Source organism: Enterococcus haemoperoxidus ATCC BAA-382, from assembly GCF_000407165.1.
In the GTDB taxonomy this organism is placed as follows: Bacteria; Bacillota; Bacilli; order Lactobacillales; family Enterococcaceae; genus Enterococcus_L; species Enterococcus_L haemoperoxidus.
Window position 1 is genome coordinate 124,078 of the sequence record NZ_KE136479.1, and the last position, 15,911, is coordinate 139,988.

Sequence of the window (15,911 nt, forward strand, 5' to 3'; positions counted from 1 at the left end):
TAAACAGAGGGTACTTAATAAAAATAACGTTGATTTATTCTAGGTAAATCAGTTTATTTTTAAGCCCCTGTTTATATCTTTTATTAAAAAGACTAAGTACATAGACGATATGGGCAGTTATTCTTAAAATAGCTGCAGGCCAGTTTTTTGTAATTCCTTGTATGATAAATAAATATACAGACCACTCAGGTTATTTTTCTTTATAAATATTGGTTTCTATTTCGACGCGACCTCTTTCTAGAAATGCTGGTAAGGCAAGACTTTCTCCCAACATATTTAACGGTTCATCAATGGTAAATCCTGGCGTTAAAGTAGCAAATTCAACGCGATTACCACCAGGTTCTCTGATGTACAAACTTTTAAAGTACCCACGATGAACTATTTTTTCAATAGTCCACCCTTGATTTTTAGCTCTCTCGTATAAATTCTCCAGTTCATTTTCATCTTTAACGGAAAACGCAACGTGATCCATGCTTCCTCGACCCATTCGTGTTTTTTCAGTTGTTGCTGTTGAGACAAATTGAATAAAGTCAGTTCCATTTAGCTGAATCCGGTTATTGCTAGTTTCCCAACCCAATAATTGAGAGAAAAAATGAGCAGTTTTTTCAGGTTCGGCAACGTGGAATTCAGTCGACAAAAGACCTAAAATCTGTTTGGTCAAAGGAATAGAATTATCCACTTGTCGTTCTTTTTTTAAAGAAGCTTGTTCTACTTCGACTAAACGAATATTCACATGGTCTTTATCTTTAAAATGAAGTGTATTTTGTTCTTTCGTGAATGAGATGTGTAAGTCGCTTAAACGTTGTTCCCAAAAAAGCAGGCTGCCTTTAGGAATCTTTAATCCGATCGTACTTAAAAAATGACGGTTATCATAGCGATGAGCGAGTGATGGAACCACAAAAAATGTAATAACAGAACCAGGAGTCCCAGCATAATCTCCATAATAGTAATGAAGCATCTTATGATTATCTTGATTGACTGTTTTTTTTACGAGACGCAATCCGAGAATTTCAGTATAAAAAAATTGATTATCTTCAGCAAATCTTGTCAATAATGAAACATGATGAATAGGTGCAAACATTAAATGACCTCCTTTGAAAGCAACTTACTAAAAGTAAGTTTATGCTTTTTAAATAACAGTTGCAAGTATTTTGAATTTTAATAGCGGATTTTCTTCATAGCCAGATAGTGTAAAAGATGGTAGAATAGCCAAGACAAATCAAGTAGAAAGAGTGACAAATATGCTTAGTACAGAAGATTTTGATTTTGATTTACCAGAAGAACTAATTGCTCAAACGCCGTTGAAAGATCGAACGAGTTCAAAGCTTTTAGTATTAAATCGCGAGACAAAAGAAATAGAAGATAAACACTTTCATGAAATCGTTGATGAATTGAATTCTGGCGATGCGTTGGTTATGAACGATACGCGAGTATTGCCAGCACGCCTATATGGAGAAAAACCTGAGACAGGTGGACACTTAGAAGTTCTTCTTTTAACGAATACAGAAGGGGATACTTGGGAAACCTTAATCAAACCAGCTAAACGTGCGAAAATCGGAACGAAAATCAGTTTTGGTGATGGCCGCTTAACCGCAACAGTTGTTGAAGAATTGGAACATGGCGGCCGGATTGTAACGTTCAAATACGAAGGGATTTTCTTAGAAATCTTAGAATCACTTGGTGAAATGCCATTACCTCCATACATCAAAGAGCGGTTAGAAGATCCTGAACGATATCAAACAGTCTATGCTAAAGAAAATGGCTCTGCAGCGGCTCCTACAGCAGGTTTACACTTTACGCAGGAACTACTTACTAAAATCCAGTCAAAAGGCGTGAAGCTCGTTTATTTGACCTTACACGTTGGTTTAGGAACATTTAGACCTGTCAGTGTGGACAATATTGCAGAACATGAAATGCATAGCGAATTTTATCGTTTAACTGAGGAAGCCGCAGTACAACTAAATGACGTTCGGGAAAATGGCGGTAAAATCGTTGCAGTAGGAACAACCTCGATTCGTACGCTAGAAACAATTGGAACAAAATTTGACGGACAAATCAAAGCAGATAGCGGCTGGACGGACATTTTTATTACACCGGGTTATGAGTTTAAAGTTGTACAAGCTTTTTCTACTAATTTCCATTTACCTAAATCGACATTAGTAATGCTAGTCAGTGCATTTGCTGGTAGAGATTTGACACTTTCGGCCTATCAACATGCAATTGATGAACGCTATCGCTTCTTTAGCTTTGGCGATGCGATGTTTGTAAAATAAAAGATAAGAAAAAACTCATTTAGTTTCTAACTGAGCCAGATAAGAAAGAACAACGCTGCGTGCTTTGCAGAGTATATCTATCTTCTAAGGCCTAGTTAAAGACAAAATGAGTTTTTACTTTTTTAGATTCGAGGTAGTAACAGTTATAAGCCACTTAAAAGTAATGTTTGGGATAATTCTCTTTTACGGACTGATCTTGGTAAGAAGCAACGAATTTCATCTTCATTAAAACCAATCTGTAATCTTTTTTCATCAATCATAATTGGTCGGCGTAGTAATCCTGGATTATCTTTGACCAACTCCAATAATACATGCAACGGTAGTTCGTTAATATCTGTATCTAATTTTTGGAAGACTTTAGAACGAATTGAAATAATATCCTCAGTGCCTTCTTCAGTAAGAATTAATATATTTTTAAGTTCATCTAATGTAATAGGAGTAGTGCCAAAATTCTTTTCTTCAAATGGAATATCATGATCGATCAGCCATCTCCGTGCTTTTCTACATGATGTACAGCTATTTGTCGTGTATAATTTTAACATGTTTTTCAGATCCTTTCGAAAATATTGGTACATACCTCTTAATGACTATAATATACGAAAAGTAATAAATTCACAAAATAAATGCTTACAAAATAGCTGTTTATTGCTAACAAAAGATACAAATAACTGTATATTCACAAACGTTTGTTATTTATTTCAGATAAACTGTAATGTTAGGTACGATGTTTGGAAATTCGATCTGTTATGTAACGTTTTTTGTGCTACGTTCATTTTTTCTCGAATAAATAGAAGCGTTTACAAGTTTTTAGCAGAAGAGAGTATTTATTTTGAAACCTATTACAGATATTGTTTATTTTTCTAGAATAAACAGTTGACTGTAGGTTGACCCTATAGTTTATGCTAGCGGAAGAGTAAAATAGAAATAACGTAAAAGGTAGTCGGTCTTTTTTTGGGGTCAGAAAATATGCACTTTAGGAGGAGAGTAAAATAGAATCGTATTTAACTATGGGACAATTAGCTGAACTAATGGCTATTTCCAAACATCAAATTCGTTATAACGAGGAGAAAGGTTTATTTTCACCAGCATTTATAGACGACAATGGATATCATAAATATGGAATGGATCAAGTTTATCAGCTTGCAAATATTCTTTTGTTGAGAAACTTAGGCGTATCGACAGCTCAAATTGATCAATTTATGAATAATAAGGATAATGTTTGGGCTGAAAGAACGCTGAAAGAACGCTGAAAGAAACACTAGAAGCGACAGAAGAAAAAATTCAACAACTAGTTTCTGCAAAAAATAAAATTGAAAACTTATTACCAGAAATTGAACAAAAAGAAGAAACATACATCCAGTTTCCTGAAAGAAAATTAAGTAAAGTCTATTCTTATTCGCTGATGGATTCTTTAAATGTCAGAGACTTTTTTAAAGCTATAAAGAAAAGTCAAAAAAATCATGAACTATGTTTGGAATCGTTCTATTATCTGTTTAATGATCAGCAAGTAGAGGTGTATGTCAAAGAGGAGTCCTCAACGGAAAAACACTTACCGGCAGGTGATTATTTCGTAAAAAGAGTTTGGATAAAAGAAGAACATGAACTGTTAGCTGCAATAGAAAAGTTTAGCCAAGAAATAGAGCAACCTTTTTTTAAAACAGCAGAAATCATTGTTAAAGAAGCTGCATATTCTTCGATCTTAATGAACAATAAAGTCTTATACGAGCTACAGTATTTTATTTCTCTGGAAGGATGAGGTCTGTTTGAAAAGAAAAATAACTATAGTTGATCGTGATCAATTAAGTGAGTGCGAAAAAAGAGGCGTCTTCCGTTTGCTTTTGACTTCTTTTTCCGCTAAGTTTGCAAGCAACCGTTTGACATTGAAGGAAAAGGTTGATATTTTACTTTATCTTGAACAACATTATGCTTCTCAGAAAAAGTCGCCAGTTGATTATATTGTAAAAGATCAAGATGAAATTATTGGTGTTCTAACAATTTCAGAAAAAACAATGGACTCAAGAAAAAAGAACTACCCGTTTGAATTGTCCAAAAAGTATGGTTTTTTGCCTATTTTTAAATATCTGCTGATGTTGAGTGCTCTTGAATACTCTCCGCAAGATAAAGAACAGTACATTGAAAATGTTGCTGTTCATGAAAGATATCAAAGACAAGGAATTGCTAAATTTCTGATTTTAGCGGCGCAAGCCGAAGTAAAAACGGGTGGTAAATTGTCTTTAATCGTTTCTGCTAACAATCAACAGGCAGTGGGATTGTATTTAAAGTATGGCTTTTCAATTGTTAAAAAACAGAGAGTCCTTATTTTAAGATTTTTAGCAAATGAACCTAATTGGCTTTTTATGGAATGGAGTAGGTAATATGAACTTGATGAAAAAGAGCATGCTTTTTTTGCTAAGTTTGAGTATTATTTTTGGTGCTTTTATTTGGTATGAACACAGCTATGAGATGGAGGAAATGAGCCAGTGGATTCCAACCTCTAAAGGTAAATTGTCTGCTGTATTGACAAAACCAGTAGGGACTCGATCTAAAGGCATTGTTGTACTCGTTCACGGAGATGCGCCAGTGGATGCGACTAACGAGGGTGGGTATAGACCAATGATGGAGCAATTTGCTAAAGCAGGTTTCACCACAATCTCTTGGGCGAAACCTGGGGTTGCTGGTTCTACTGGGAATTGGCTCAATCAATCTATGCAAGATCGAGCAGATGAAGTAACAGAAGTCATTCAATGGGCACTGAAGCAGCCCAAATTAAATACAGAAAAAATTATGTTGTGGGGAGTAAGTCAAGGTGGGTGGGTCGTGCCAAAAGTGGCAAGTCAAAAGAAAGTACCTATTTCTAAAGTGATGTTGGTTTCCCCAGCAGTTAATTGGTTGAGTCAAAACACTTATTATACGATACAAAAATTAAAACAGAAAGGTCAAAAGCCAGAACAAATCAACGAAGCACTGGATAGAGAAGCAAAGAGTATCGACTTGTTGAAAAAGGATATTTCTTATAAGGAATATTTAGCAAAAACACCAGAACAACAGCCAATGTCAAAAGATCGCTGGGAATTTGTAAAAAAAAACTTAGACTCAGATGTTCGCCTAGATTTGGAAAATAGTGATATTCCTGTCGATTTATTCCTTGGGGATCATGATCAAAATGTTGATACTGAAGAGACTGAAAAAACGTATTCAAAAATAATCCCGAACGAATTACTGACAGTTTTTAAGATAAAAAATACTGCTCACAGTATGATTTATTCAAATATTGCGCAGTCTGAGTTTTTTACTGCTGTAGCTTATCTATTGGCACCTAAAGATTTTTTGATTAATAAAGATTTTTTACGGCAGTGCTATTTATCTGTTGGGGGAGATTGAGAAACTAAAGAACAGTTTTGTTTCGCGCTCTAAATCCGAATAAACGGCGAGAAAAAAGCAACTCCTTCGGAAATAAGCTGAAATTCACAAAAATTTGAAAAGCAATTTTCGTGAATTCCCTCTTATCTCTCGGAGCTAAACGCTTTTGTCTTAGCCTCATTTTTTTATGAATATAGTCAAAATAAAAATAGGATAGTATTTTTCCTACTTTTTTATTATTATTATAAAGAAGACAGAGGATTCTAAAGGAGAGGAAACAATGATTGAAGAGTTGACATATAGCTATGCTACAACAATATTAGAAAGAATTCAGTGTTGGAAGGATTTAAATGTAGAAGCAAACGATTATTTAAAGCAATGGCAATCACGTAAAAGCTTATTAAATAGTACTGATTACGATAAAATGCTTCATCAATATCATTTAGACAAGAAAATCTTTAGTAGAGGATTGTTGCCTTTTACAGAAGAGAGAGCGCAGTTATTATTACCAAAGGTGGAAAAAAGCGAGTGGTTTGAGTTACACAGACAGTTATTTATAGATGAAATACCCATAAAAGAAATGACTTTAACCGCTGCATTGCGATTTCACTTGGCTTTTTACGAGAAACATATCCAACAACTTTTACAAAAGTTTCCTTTGATTCAGGTATCTGAAAAAGTAATTTCAGAGCTAATTGACCAACTGTCAGATGATTTCTTTTTTATTGCCCAAAAGACATTAGTTTGGGATGTTCATCAGATGATTGAAGAATATCAATTGCAGGCGGAATCGAAAGAAGAAGAGTTCACTAACTATATCAAGGAATTTCTTGGTGATAAACAAAGGACCTATCTTTTTTATGCAGAATATCCCACACTTGCTAGGTTGCTTGCTGTTAGATTGGCATTTGCTTGTGAAATGATCGAAGAGTTTTTTGCTGACTTGAACAATTCTACTGAACAATTGGTAAAAAAATTTTCTGTCTCAATACCAATGGAGCTTACAGAAATCGTACTTGGACAAGGAGATAGCCATGATCGCGGTAAAACAGTGATACAATTTCAGATAGATGAAAAGCCCTTGATTTTTAAATTTAAGAACCTAGAGATAGGGGAGCGTTTTAATGATTTATTGACCTATATCGAAGCGTTAAACCCAACATTATCTTTTTATAAAATCAAACGATTCGTTCAATCTACCTTCACGATTGAGGAAAAAGTTCCTTATCAGGAATGTAAAGTGGAAAGCGAGGTCATTGATTTTTATCAAAATTATGGTCAGCTGTTAGCAATCGTCTATTGGTTAGGGGCGACGGATCTGCACATGGAGAACTTGATTGCCAATGCTCAATATCCTGTGTTGATCGATGTAGAAACATTGATTCGACCTGAAATGTTTAAATTGACCAACAAATTATCTAGACAAACTCGAATAGAAAAACACTCTGTAATCGTTGCAGGCTTGTTGCCACAAAAAAAACAATGGAAACGAGATCTTGAGATGGATGCATTGTCTGGTACCAAGCAAAAATTACCTAAAAAGGTTAGAAGGTTAAGGAATGATCGCTCCAGCGATATTGCGTTTCAGCTAGAAGAAGCGTATATGGATGGCGCCCAAAATATTCCACGTTTAGATGGAAAAGAAGTTGACTATCTAGTTTATCGCGATGTGATCCAGAGAGCATTTAAAGAAATGAATCAGCTATTATTAGAAAATAAATCTGAATTTATTGAGAAAGTCAAAGTACTATTTTCAGACACAACAATTCGATTGATATACAGGGATACGCAAGACTACGGGAATTTGTTGAATTTTACCTTGCATACAGATTGTATGTCTAATTACATTGAACGAGAAAAGATTATTGAAAACTTGTGGGCCAGTCCAATCATTCCAGAGGTGCTGATCCCTTTTGAAGTGCAAGCGATGTTGGATCACGATATACCGTTGGTTACAGCAAATACCTCTTTAACCAATGCCTATACTAATGGTCATGAACTGAGTGACTTGTTAGAGAAAACGCCATTGCAAGATACGGTGGATCATATGGAGCAAATAACAGATAAAACCAGCCATTTTTCTTATCTTTTATTAAAAGAAAGCTTAGGGACTTTAGCGTATAGTCCGCAAGAAATAACGATTTCAATGAAAAATAGTTCCATTGAAGAACCTCTATTACAAAAAGCTGCTGATATTGGTGATAAAATCATTGATCAGATTGTAGTAGATAAAGAAAATAGTGAAGTTGATTGGCTCTCTATTGTTCCTGCATCAGATGGCGAGGTTGAGATTGCTTATCCAGGTATGGATCTTTATGAAGGCGTGGCAGGTGTTTATCTCTTTTTTGTTTATTTGAATCATTTTGTGCCTAAAGATAGTTACCAAGACGTGATCACTATTTTAGAGAAAGAAATTTTTCTAACTGAGGATGGGAATAATACCTATGAAAGTGGATTTTTTGATGAAGGGATGCGGCTGACAGTTGCTTTTTATGTAACTAGATTACTCAATGATCCTAAACATCATTCCTATATGGAAAAAAGCTTGAAAACATTAAGAACATTTCAAATAGCAGCAGAGAACCAAACGAATGAATGGATTTATGGTAAAGCAAGTTTACTCGCAGTTTTAGCAGCTATCTATCAAACATACCCTAGCAAGGAAGCTTATGCTGGGCTTTTACACTATGCACAAGCAGTGACCTGTCAAGAAATGACTGATAATAGTTTTGCTCATGGCTATGCTGGCGTATGCTATGGCCTAAGTAAAGCAGACCAAATTCTTAAAGAAGTGGAAATCCAAGAAAAACTTGAGTGGTATCAAGCAAAATTTGAAAGCAATCTTAAAAAGAATGAAAAAATAAATGATTCTTGGTGTAAAGGGAGAACTGGAATCAAAGAAGTTTGTCAATTGTTACAGCTTACTTTTGCTGATGAGCTGTCTAAAAAAATAGAAGAGCAATATTCAGAAGACGCTTGTCTTTGTCATGGGATTTATGGGAATAAAGATGATTATTTAAATGATATTAATTTATTAATACGCGATGTTATTAAACTGAAGTCTGATCCAGCAAGTGTTCCTGTTGGCCTTTTTTGTGGCTTAGCTGGAGTTGGTTATCAAGTATTGAGGGCATACGAACCGTGCATTGTTCAATCCTTGTTATTTATTAAGTGACACAATCTGAAAAAAGAACTTTACTTATCTCGAGGAACGGATTATAATCTAAGTATTAACGCAAGGGGGAGAAATATTATCATGAGAAAATTATCGATTGAAAAAATGGAAACAAAAACAGATGCAAAAAAATTAGACAAATTTGTAGGTGCTTCTTTCGAAAGAAATGAAGAGACTGAAGAAATGTTTAATCGTCTTGAAGAAACTACTCCTAACTCACTTGGTGGTTGGACTAAATTAATTTGTTTCTAAAAAAAAAGACCTCTTTGCGGAGGTCTTTTTTTATTTTATTCTTCTCAGTATTAATATACCAATTGCTTCAACGCCAGAAATAAGCAATACAAAGAAATTTAGTATCCAGTTAAAAGATAATTCATTCTTTGAAATAATCTCAAAAACTACTGCATTGTTATTCAAAATAGATATTAATACTACTGTAATAATAAAAGAGATGAAACTTGCTGTTGAAATAATTTTCTTTCCACGTTCATCTTTACCTTCTTTGCTAAAGTAAAAATAAATTGAATACACAATGAAAATAACTGATAGTACAGCGATTACTATACTAGACCAATGATTTCTAGGCAAGTTATCAAAAAAAGATTTAAGTGATTCAGTCATAATTTATCCTTTCCTTCCGTTAGTCGGTTTCTTCGTTTGTTTGCTCGTCTTCTGTTAGTTTCTTGAAAGTGAAGATTTGTTCAATCGGCACTTCGAAAACGTCTGCTATGTCGTGAGCCAGTAAAAGGGAAGGATTGTATCTATTTCTTTCTAACTGAATAATTGTTTGTCTAGATACTCCCACTTTGTCAGCAAGTTCCTGTTGGGTCATGCGTTTCATGGCTCTGTAGACGTGAATGGAACTCTCGAAAGATGAGTTCTTCTTTTTTGGCAATGCAAATCCCTCCAATAGTCTAATTTATGTAGTAAATAAAAAGCGCATAGTCAATATACCATATCTTACTTTCACTTACAAATATCATGCAGATAAAATATAAAGAAAAAAGCCAAGCTTCTCGACTAGCTTGGCTCTTGTTTCCGGAAGGAATCAGTGTATCGAATGATTTTTTGTTACTTTTCGTTATACATGCAAAGTAATTAGTTGAATTTCTTGTTCATAAACCAAATGTTGTCTTCATTACATTTTCTACATTTCTTTTTTTTATTTTTTTCAATCAAACTATCTTTATACGTGTTTTTTTGTTGTATTTGGATTGATTGTCCAACTTTTTACACATATTCACTATTTGTAAAGATGCTTTTATGATTTTTATACTTTACATATATTTATTGATGAAAGGTGAATCGTGTTCTGCTAACAATTTTGTGTTTACTCATTCTTGCTTCGAGAAATTCTTCAATACAACTGATATTTCCTCCTTCCTTCTAAAATTATAATACCATATAAAGTAAGCGTTTTCAAGTCGAAAGACTTTTAATCAGTAAATAAATTTTATGGGGTAACTAGTTTACAGGGTTGAAAAAGTACTAAGAAAAAATGAAAAATTAGCCATATTTATTGAAGTTTGAAAAAAAAACATGGTATAGTGAATATAGATACTATATTAATAGAAGGAAAAAATAAGAATGGGGGGATAGGATGGAAGCATACAAAAAACCTATCGAAACAATTATCAAAGAAGTGAACACAAATAAAGAGCAAGGATTAACAGAACAAGAGGTAAAGAAACGACTCGCTGAACATGGTGCTAATACGTTCCAAGAAGCGAAAAAAGATTCTATAGTAAAAAAATTTCTTCATAGTCTATCTGATTTTACAACAATTATTTTATTAGTTGCAGCAGCTATTTCGTTCTACACAGCAATTGCTACAGATCACGGGGATTATTTTGAAGGAATCTTGATTATCGCAATTGTCGTAATCAACGCAGTACTGGCAATCGTTCAAGAAGGAAATGCTGAAAAATCGTTAGCTGCATTACAGGATATGAACAAACAAAGCAGTTCAGTGTTACGTGATGGCAAAGTCGAGACCATCGATGCAGAAAATGTTGTTGTTGGGGATATACTTGTGTTGGAATCAGGCTCAATGATTACAGCAGATGCACGTTTGATACAAGCATCACAACTTAGAGTTGAAGAATCTGCCCTTACTGGAGAAAGTGAACCTGTTGAAAAAGATTCGGAATACATAGGAGAAGATGATTCGTCGATCGGTGATCAAATCAACATGGTATTTAAAGGTTGTACTGTATCAAATGGTCGTGGTAGAGCAATTGTCACAGCGACTGGCATGCAAACTGAAATGGGAAAAATCGCTGGATTATTGAATGACGATGTGACACAACAAACACCTTTACAAAAACGTTTGAATCAATTAGGTAAGCGTATTAGCTTAATTGCTTTAGGTGCGGCAGCCTTAGTATTTATTATTGGGGAACTACAAGGTGAGCCAATGTTGGAAATGTTTATGACAGCAGTATCACTGGCCGTTGCAGCAGTGCCTGAAACATTAATGGTGATCGTTACATTAACACTGGCTTATGGTGTTCAGAAAATGGCTAAAAAACACGCGATCATTCGTCGCTTGCCAGCTGTCGAGACTTTGGGAACTGCCAATGTTATTTGTTCCGACAAAACTGGAACGTTGACTCAAAATAAAATGCGTGTCAGACGTGTTTGGTCACGTGGAGATGAAGTAACGGATACAGAAGATGCGATGACAGATGAGGCTATGGAAGTTTTAAAAATGGCCTCTCTTTGTACAGATGTTATCGTGGATAAAGATGGGGATGACTTAGTTATTCAAGGAAACCCAACAGAAGCTGCAATTGTACGTGCCGTTGAAGAGAATTACCATACTAAAGCTGAATTAGAAGAAAAATACCCGAGAATCGGTGAAATTCCATTCGATTCAGAGCGTAAAATGATGACCACTGTGCATAAAATGGGGAAAAAATATATCTCTGTAACAAAAGGTGCTTTCGATGTTTTGTTGACTCGCTTCCGTTTTGGCGATGTAGAACAAGCCGCGGTAGTAAATGACCGCTTTGGAAAACGTGCTTTGCGCGTGATTGCAGTTGGTTATGCGATCTATGATGAAGAACCTACGGAAATTACTTCAGAGGCATTAGAGAAGAATTTAAGGCTATTAGGATTGATTGGCATGATCGATCCACCAAGACCAGAAAGTAAAGGTGCTATTGCCCGAGCTAAAAAAGCTGGGATCAAGACAGTGATGATCACAGGGGATCACGTAGTAACCGCTGGAGCAATTGCGAAAGAATTAGGTATATTAACAGACAAAAGTGAAGCTTTGACTGGCTCAGAGTTACAAAAAATGTCAGATGAAGAATTAGATTCACGAGTGAAATCACTCTCTGTTTATGCTCGTGTAACACCGGAAGATAAGATTCGTATAGTCAAATCATGGCAAAGGACAGGTGCTGTTGTGGCCATGACTGGTGATGGAGTCAACGATGCACCCGCTTTAAAAGCTAGTGATGTTGGTTGTGCAATGGGAATTACTGGAACGGATGTCGCACAAGGAGCTGCTGATATGATTTTGACGGATGATAATTTTGCGACGATCGTTGATGCAGTCGCACAAGGTCGGGCAGTTTATCGAAATATCCGTAAAGCAGTAAACTTTTTACTAAGCTGTAATATCTCAGAGATATTCATTGTGTTGATTGCTATGCTTTTAGGCTGGGGGGCACCATTTACGGCTGTCCAATTATTATTTGTGAACGTTGTGGCAGATGGTCTACCAGGGTTTGCGTTAGGGAAAGAACCTGCTGAAAAAGGAATCATGGATGAAGCACCGATTCCAAGAGATGAAGGAATCTTTGCGCGCGGTTTGTGGCAAAAAATTGGAATCAATGCGTTTGTTTTTACTGTAATTACTTTGTTTGGATTTTACTTAGGTGCAAATGTTGATTCAGTTTCATACTTTTTCGAAGCAAGTCATGAAATTGGTCAAACTGTCGCATTCTTGATTTTAGCTTATTCATCTATTTTGCATGTTTTTAATGTGAGAAGTACAGAATCAATTTTTAGAGTAAAATTATCGACAAATAAATCACTCTTTGAAATGGCCGTATTGGCTGTTATCATCACGACAGTCATTGCATTATTACCATTCACGCAAGAGCTGTTTGGATTAGTTCCGATTGGAATTAATCACTGGTTACTTGTAATGGGCTTATCGATCATCCCGATTTTTGTAAATGAAATGATCAAATTCCATTACTCACCAGAAGAAGATACTGAATAAAAAAATAATAAATACAACGCTTGAAGTGCTGATTTCTTACTGAATATCCGTACTTCAGGCGTTCTTTTTATAAAAATTTAATTATGTGAAAAGATACATTGAAAATACTATTGAAATTATTTACATAAAAGGCTTGCTAAAATGTGAAAGGAGTATTATAGTTGTTATCAAAATCAGTTATTTTGATTTTTTAACTGATATTTTTTAATTAAATTATAAATAGTAACCGATATTTTTATTTGGGCTTCCAGATAAAGATCTTAGGGGAGTAGCAACATAGTTTATCTATGTTTTTAGATCAACAGCAAGTGTGCAAACACTGGTCTAAGGATGAAATTGCGAGACCTAAGTGTAAGGGCCAAGTGTCGTTTCACTTAGGTCTCTTGTTATCTAGCTATGCGGGCTAACTCTTCGGAAAAAAGATAAAATCTGCCAGTGACAAAGATTTTCACAAACAGATTTCCTATTTTCAGTCAGAGCTGGATGAGTCCGCTTCGCTTTTAGTATTATCTAGCTTTAAGAGCTAGTCTCTCGGGAAAAAGATAAATAATGAAAGAGGCAAAAAGCGCCTCAGTCATGATTTCCTATTTTCCAGTCGAGGCTGACCGAGCTCTTTTAGCTTTTAGTATTATCTAGCTTCAAGAGCTAGTCTTTCGGGAAAAAGATAAATAATGAAAGAGGCAAAAAGCGCCTCAGTCATGATTTCCTATTTTCTAGTCGAGGCTGACCGAGCTCTTTTAGCTTATAAATTGGAGGAGAATCTTGTGGTAGAGAAGTCAAAAATTTCGCATCATCAGAAATTGACCGCTGCTGGTCTTTTAGTAGCAATGGGTGTTGTTTATGGTGATATCGGAACAAGTCCGCTTTATGTAATGAAAGCGATCGTCGGAGATAATGGCGGTCTTCAGAATGTTTCAGAGAATTTCATTATTGGTGCGGTATCATTGATCTTTTGGACATTGACGATTTTAACAACAATCAAATATGTTGTAATTGCATTGAATGCAGACAACCATGGTGAAGGTGGAATTTTTTCTTTATATACGCTTGTTCGTAAAAAAGGGAAGTATTTGATCATTCCCGCTATGATTGGGGGAGCTGCTTTACTGGCGGATGGTGTATTGACGCCAGCAGTAACGGTGACAACAGCGATTGAAGGGTTACGGGGAATACCGGTTTTCTTTGATCGGTTTGGCAGTGATCAAAACATTATTGTGATGATTACCTTAGTCATTATTCTTATCTTATTTTCTGTTCAACGTTTTGGGACTGATGCAGTTGGTAAAGCGTTTGGACCGATCATGTTTGCTTGGTTTACATTTTTAGGTGTGATGGGGCTAATCAATTTTGGACAAGACTGGACAGTTCTTCGTGCATTGAATCCTTATTATGCGATTCATCTGTTACTTAGTCCTGAAAATAAATTAGGAATCTTTGTTTTAGGGAATGTCTTTTTAGCAACTACTGGTGCAGAAGCACTATACTCTGATTTAGGTCACGTTGGTAAACATAATATTCGTGCTAGTTGGCCGTATATCAAAATTTGTTTGATCCTCAATTATTTAGGACAAGCAGCTTGGATTTTGAGTGCAAAAAATGACCCGTCTATTTTAGCAATTGAAAACCTAAACCCGTTTTTCCAAATGATGCCAAATAGTATTATGTTGATAGGTGTTGTTTTTGCAACAGTTGCAGCAGTTATTGCGTCTCAAGCATTGATTTCAGGATCATTCACACTAGTTTCAGAAGCAATTAAATTGAAATTATTACCAAGATTGAAGATTATTTACCCAGGTGCTAATATTGGGCAAATGTATATTCCAGCAGTCAATATGATGTTATGGATCGTGTGTTCATTAATCGTGATCACCTTTAGAACATCTACGCATATGGAAGCAGCTTATGGTCTTTCAATCACTGTGACAATGTTGATGACAACTATTTTATTGATGTTTTATTTATTGCAAAAAGGTGCACCAAAATGGGTTGCGTATCTGGTTACCTTGTTCTTCGGTAGTATCGAATCGATTTTCTTTGTCTCAAGTATTGCGAAATTCTTCCATGGTGGTTATGTTGCCGTCGGGATTGCTTTGTTGATTCTAGCAGTGATGACAATTTGGGAATGGGGCAATATTATCAAAGAGAAAACATCCGATACCGTTCCGCTTAAACAATATGTAGAACAATTACGGATGCTAAAAGATGACACGACTGTGCCAAAATCTCAAACTAATGTTGTTTTCATGACGCCAGATACGATTGGAGATGAAATCGGCCGTCAAATCATTTATTCGATTTTAGATAAGCAACCAAAAAGAGCAAATGTTTACTGGTTTGTAAACGTTGAAGTAACGGATGAGCCTTTTACGAAAGAGTATTCTGTAGATATGATGGGCACAGATTTTATTGTGCAAGTTCAACTTTATCTTGGTTTCCATGTAGCACAAGAGGTCAATGTTTATATTCGTCAAATCGTTTATGATTTAATGAAAGAAGGTCGTTTACCTAAACAGCCGCAAAAGTATTCATTGACACCAGGCCGTGAAGTCGGTGATTTCCAATTTATTATTATTCGTGAAGAGCTATCTAAAGTAACCGAATTGAAGAAATGGGATCGTCAAATCATGCAACTGAAATTGGCTATCAAAAAAAGAACCACCACGCCAGAAAACTGGTTTGGTTTGGAATATAGTGAAGTGAAATATGAATCAGTTCCGTTGATTATTGGTGATACAAGAAAGACACGATTAAGGGAACGAAAAGTTTTATCTTAAAAATGAAAATCTCTAAGACGGTTTGGAAGTCTTAGGGATTTTTGTTTTAACCCAATAGTTCCTATTCGCGCTAATTTGAAAGGACAAGTATA

The 15,911-nt window shown here is 35.3% G+C and carries 13 protein-coding genes; 9 read left to right on the forward strand and 4 right to left on the reverse strand.

Annotated features, from left to right (window positions below; genetic code table 11):
* Positions 1 to 190: 190 nt before the first annotated feature.
* Positions 191 to 1,081 carry a VOC family protein gene (locus I583_RS00695; protein ID WP_010762615.1) on the reverse strand — a complete coding sequence of 297 codons (891 nt, stop codon included), beginning with the start codon at positions 1,079 to 1,081 and terminating at the stop codon, positions 191 to 193.
* A gap of 160 nt (positions 1,082 to 1,241) precedes the next feature.
* On the opposite strand from I583_RS00695, the gene queA reads away from it, so the two are divergent.
* Positions 1,242 to 2,273, forward strand: a complete 1,032-nt coding sequence (gene queA / locus I583_RS00700; RefSeq protein WP_010762616.1) for a tRNA preQ1(34) S-adenosylmethionine ribosyltransferase-isomerase QueA — start codon at positions 1,242 to 1,244, stop codon at positions 2,271 to 2,273.
* 143 nt (positions 2,274 to 2,416) lie between these two features.
* Here queA and spx read toward each other — a convergent pair whose 3' ends face one another.
* Positions 2,417 to 2,815 carry a transcriptional regulator Spx gene (gene spx, locus I583_RS00705; protein ID WP_010762617.1) on the reverse strand — a complete coding sequence of 133 codons (399 nt, stop codon included), beginning with the start codon at positions 2,813 to 2,815 and terminating at the stop codon, positions 2,417 to 2,419.
* A gap of 465 nt (positions 2,816 to 3,280) precedes the next feature.
* Between spx and I583_RS00710 the strand changes: the two genes are divergently transcribed.
* The 6 genes from I583_RS00710 (at position 3,281) to I583_RS16815 (ending at position 9,060) form a co-directional block, all read left to right on the forward strand.
* Positions 3,281 to 3,523 (forward strand): MerR family transcriptional regulator, encoded by a 243-nt coding sequence (locus tag I583_RS00710; RefSeq protein WP_010762618.1) that lies wholly within the window; start codon positions 3,281 to 3,283, stop codon positions 3,521 to 3,523.
* A 221-nt stretch (positions 3,524 to 3,744) separates the two neighbouring features.
* The gene (locus tag I583_RS00715; RefSeq protein ID WP_143140016.1) at positions 3,745 to 4,029 is read left to right on the forward strand and encodes a hypothetical protein; all 285 of its coding nucleotides are present in this window, start codon (positions 3,745 to 3,747) and stop codon (positions 4,027 to 4,029) included.
* A gap of 7 nt (positions 4,030 to 4,036) precedes the next feature.
* Positions 4,037 to 4,648, forward strand: a complete 612-nt coding sequence (locus tag I583_RS00720; RefSeq protein ID WP_010762620.1) for a GNAT family N-acetyltransferase — start codon at positions 4,037 to 4,039, stop codon at positions 4,646 to 4,648.
* Between the two features lies 1 nt (position 4,649).
* Complete coding sequence (locus I583_RS00725; protein ID WP_010762621.1) at positions 4,650 to 5,654, forward strand: alpha/beta hydrolase family protein; 1,005 nt, start codon at positions 4,650 to 4,652, stop codon at positions 5,652 to 5,654.
* A gap of 259 nt (positions 5,655 to 5,913) precedes the next feature.
* Complete coding sequence (gene lanM, locus I583_RS00730) at positions 5,914 to 8,808, forward strand: type 2 lanthipeptide synthetase LanM (RefSeq protein ID WP_010762622.1); 2,895 nt, start codon at positions 5,914 to 5,916, stop codon at positions 8,806 to 8,808.
* A gap of 81 nt (positions 8,809 to 8,889) precedes the next feature.
* The gene (locus tag I583_RS16815; protein WP_010762623.1) at positions 8,890 to 9,060 is read left to right on the forward strand and encodes a hypothetical protein; all 171 of its coding nucleotides are present in this window, start codon (positions 8,890 to 8,892) and stop codon (positions 9,058 to 9,060) included.
* Between the two features lie 30 nt (positions 9,061 to 9,090).
* On the opposite strand, the gene I583_RS00735 is transcribed toward I583_RS16815, so the two are convergent.
* Together I583_RS00735 and I583_RS00740 are read right to left on the reverse strand one after the other, a co-directional pair.
* Complete coding sequence (locus I583_RS00735; RefSeq protein ID WP_010762624.1) at positions 9,091 to 9,429, reverse strand: hypothetical protein; 339 nt, start codon at positions 9,427 to 9,429, stop codon at positions 9,091 to 9,093.
* A gap of 19 nt (positions 9,430 to 9,448) precedes the next feature.
* A complete protein-coding gene (locus I583_RS00740) occupies positions 9,449 to 9,703 on the reverse strand; it encodes a helix-turn-helix transcriptional regulator (RefSeq protein ID WP_010762625.1) in 255 nt (84 codons plus the stop codon).
* A 705-nt stretch (positions 9,704 to 10,408) separates the two neighbouring features.
* Between I583_RS00740 and I583_RS00745 the strand changes: the two genes are divergently transcribed.
* A complete protein-coding gene (locus I583_RS00745) occupies positions 10,409 to 13,045 on the forward strand; it encodes a cation-translocating P-type ATPase (RefSeq protein ID WP_010762626.1) in 2,637 nt (878 codons plus the stop codon).
* Positions 13,046 to 13,872: 827 nt separating this feature from the next.
* Positions 13,873 to 15,819 carry a KUP/HAK/KT family potassium transporter gene (locus I583_RS00750; protein WP_167584578.1) on the forward strand — a complete coding sequence of 649 codons (1,947 nt, stop codon included), beginning with the start codon at positions 13,873 to 13,875 and terminating at the stop codon, positions 15,817 to 15,819.
* Positions 15,820 to 15,911 lie beyond the last annotated feature (92 nt).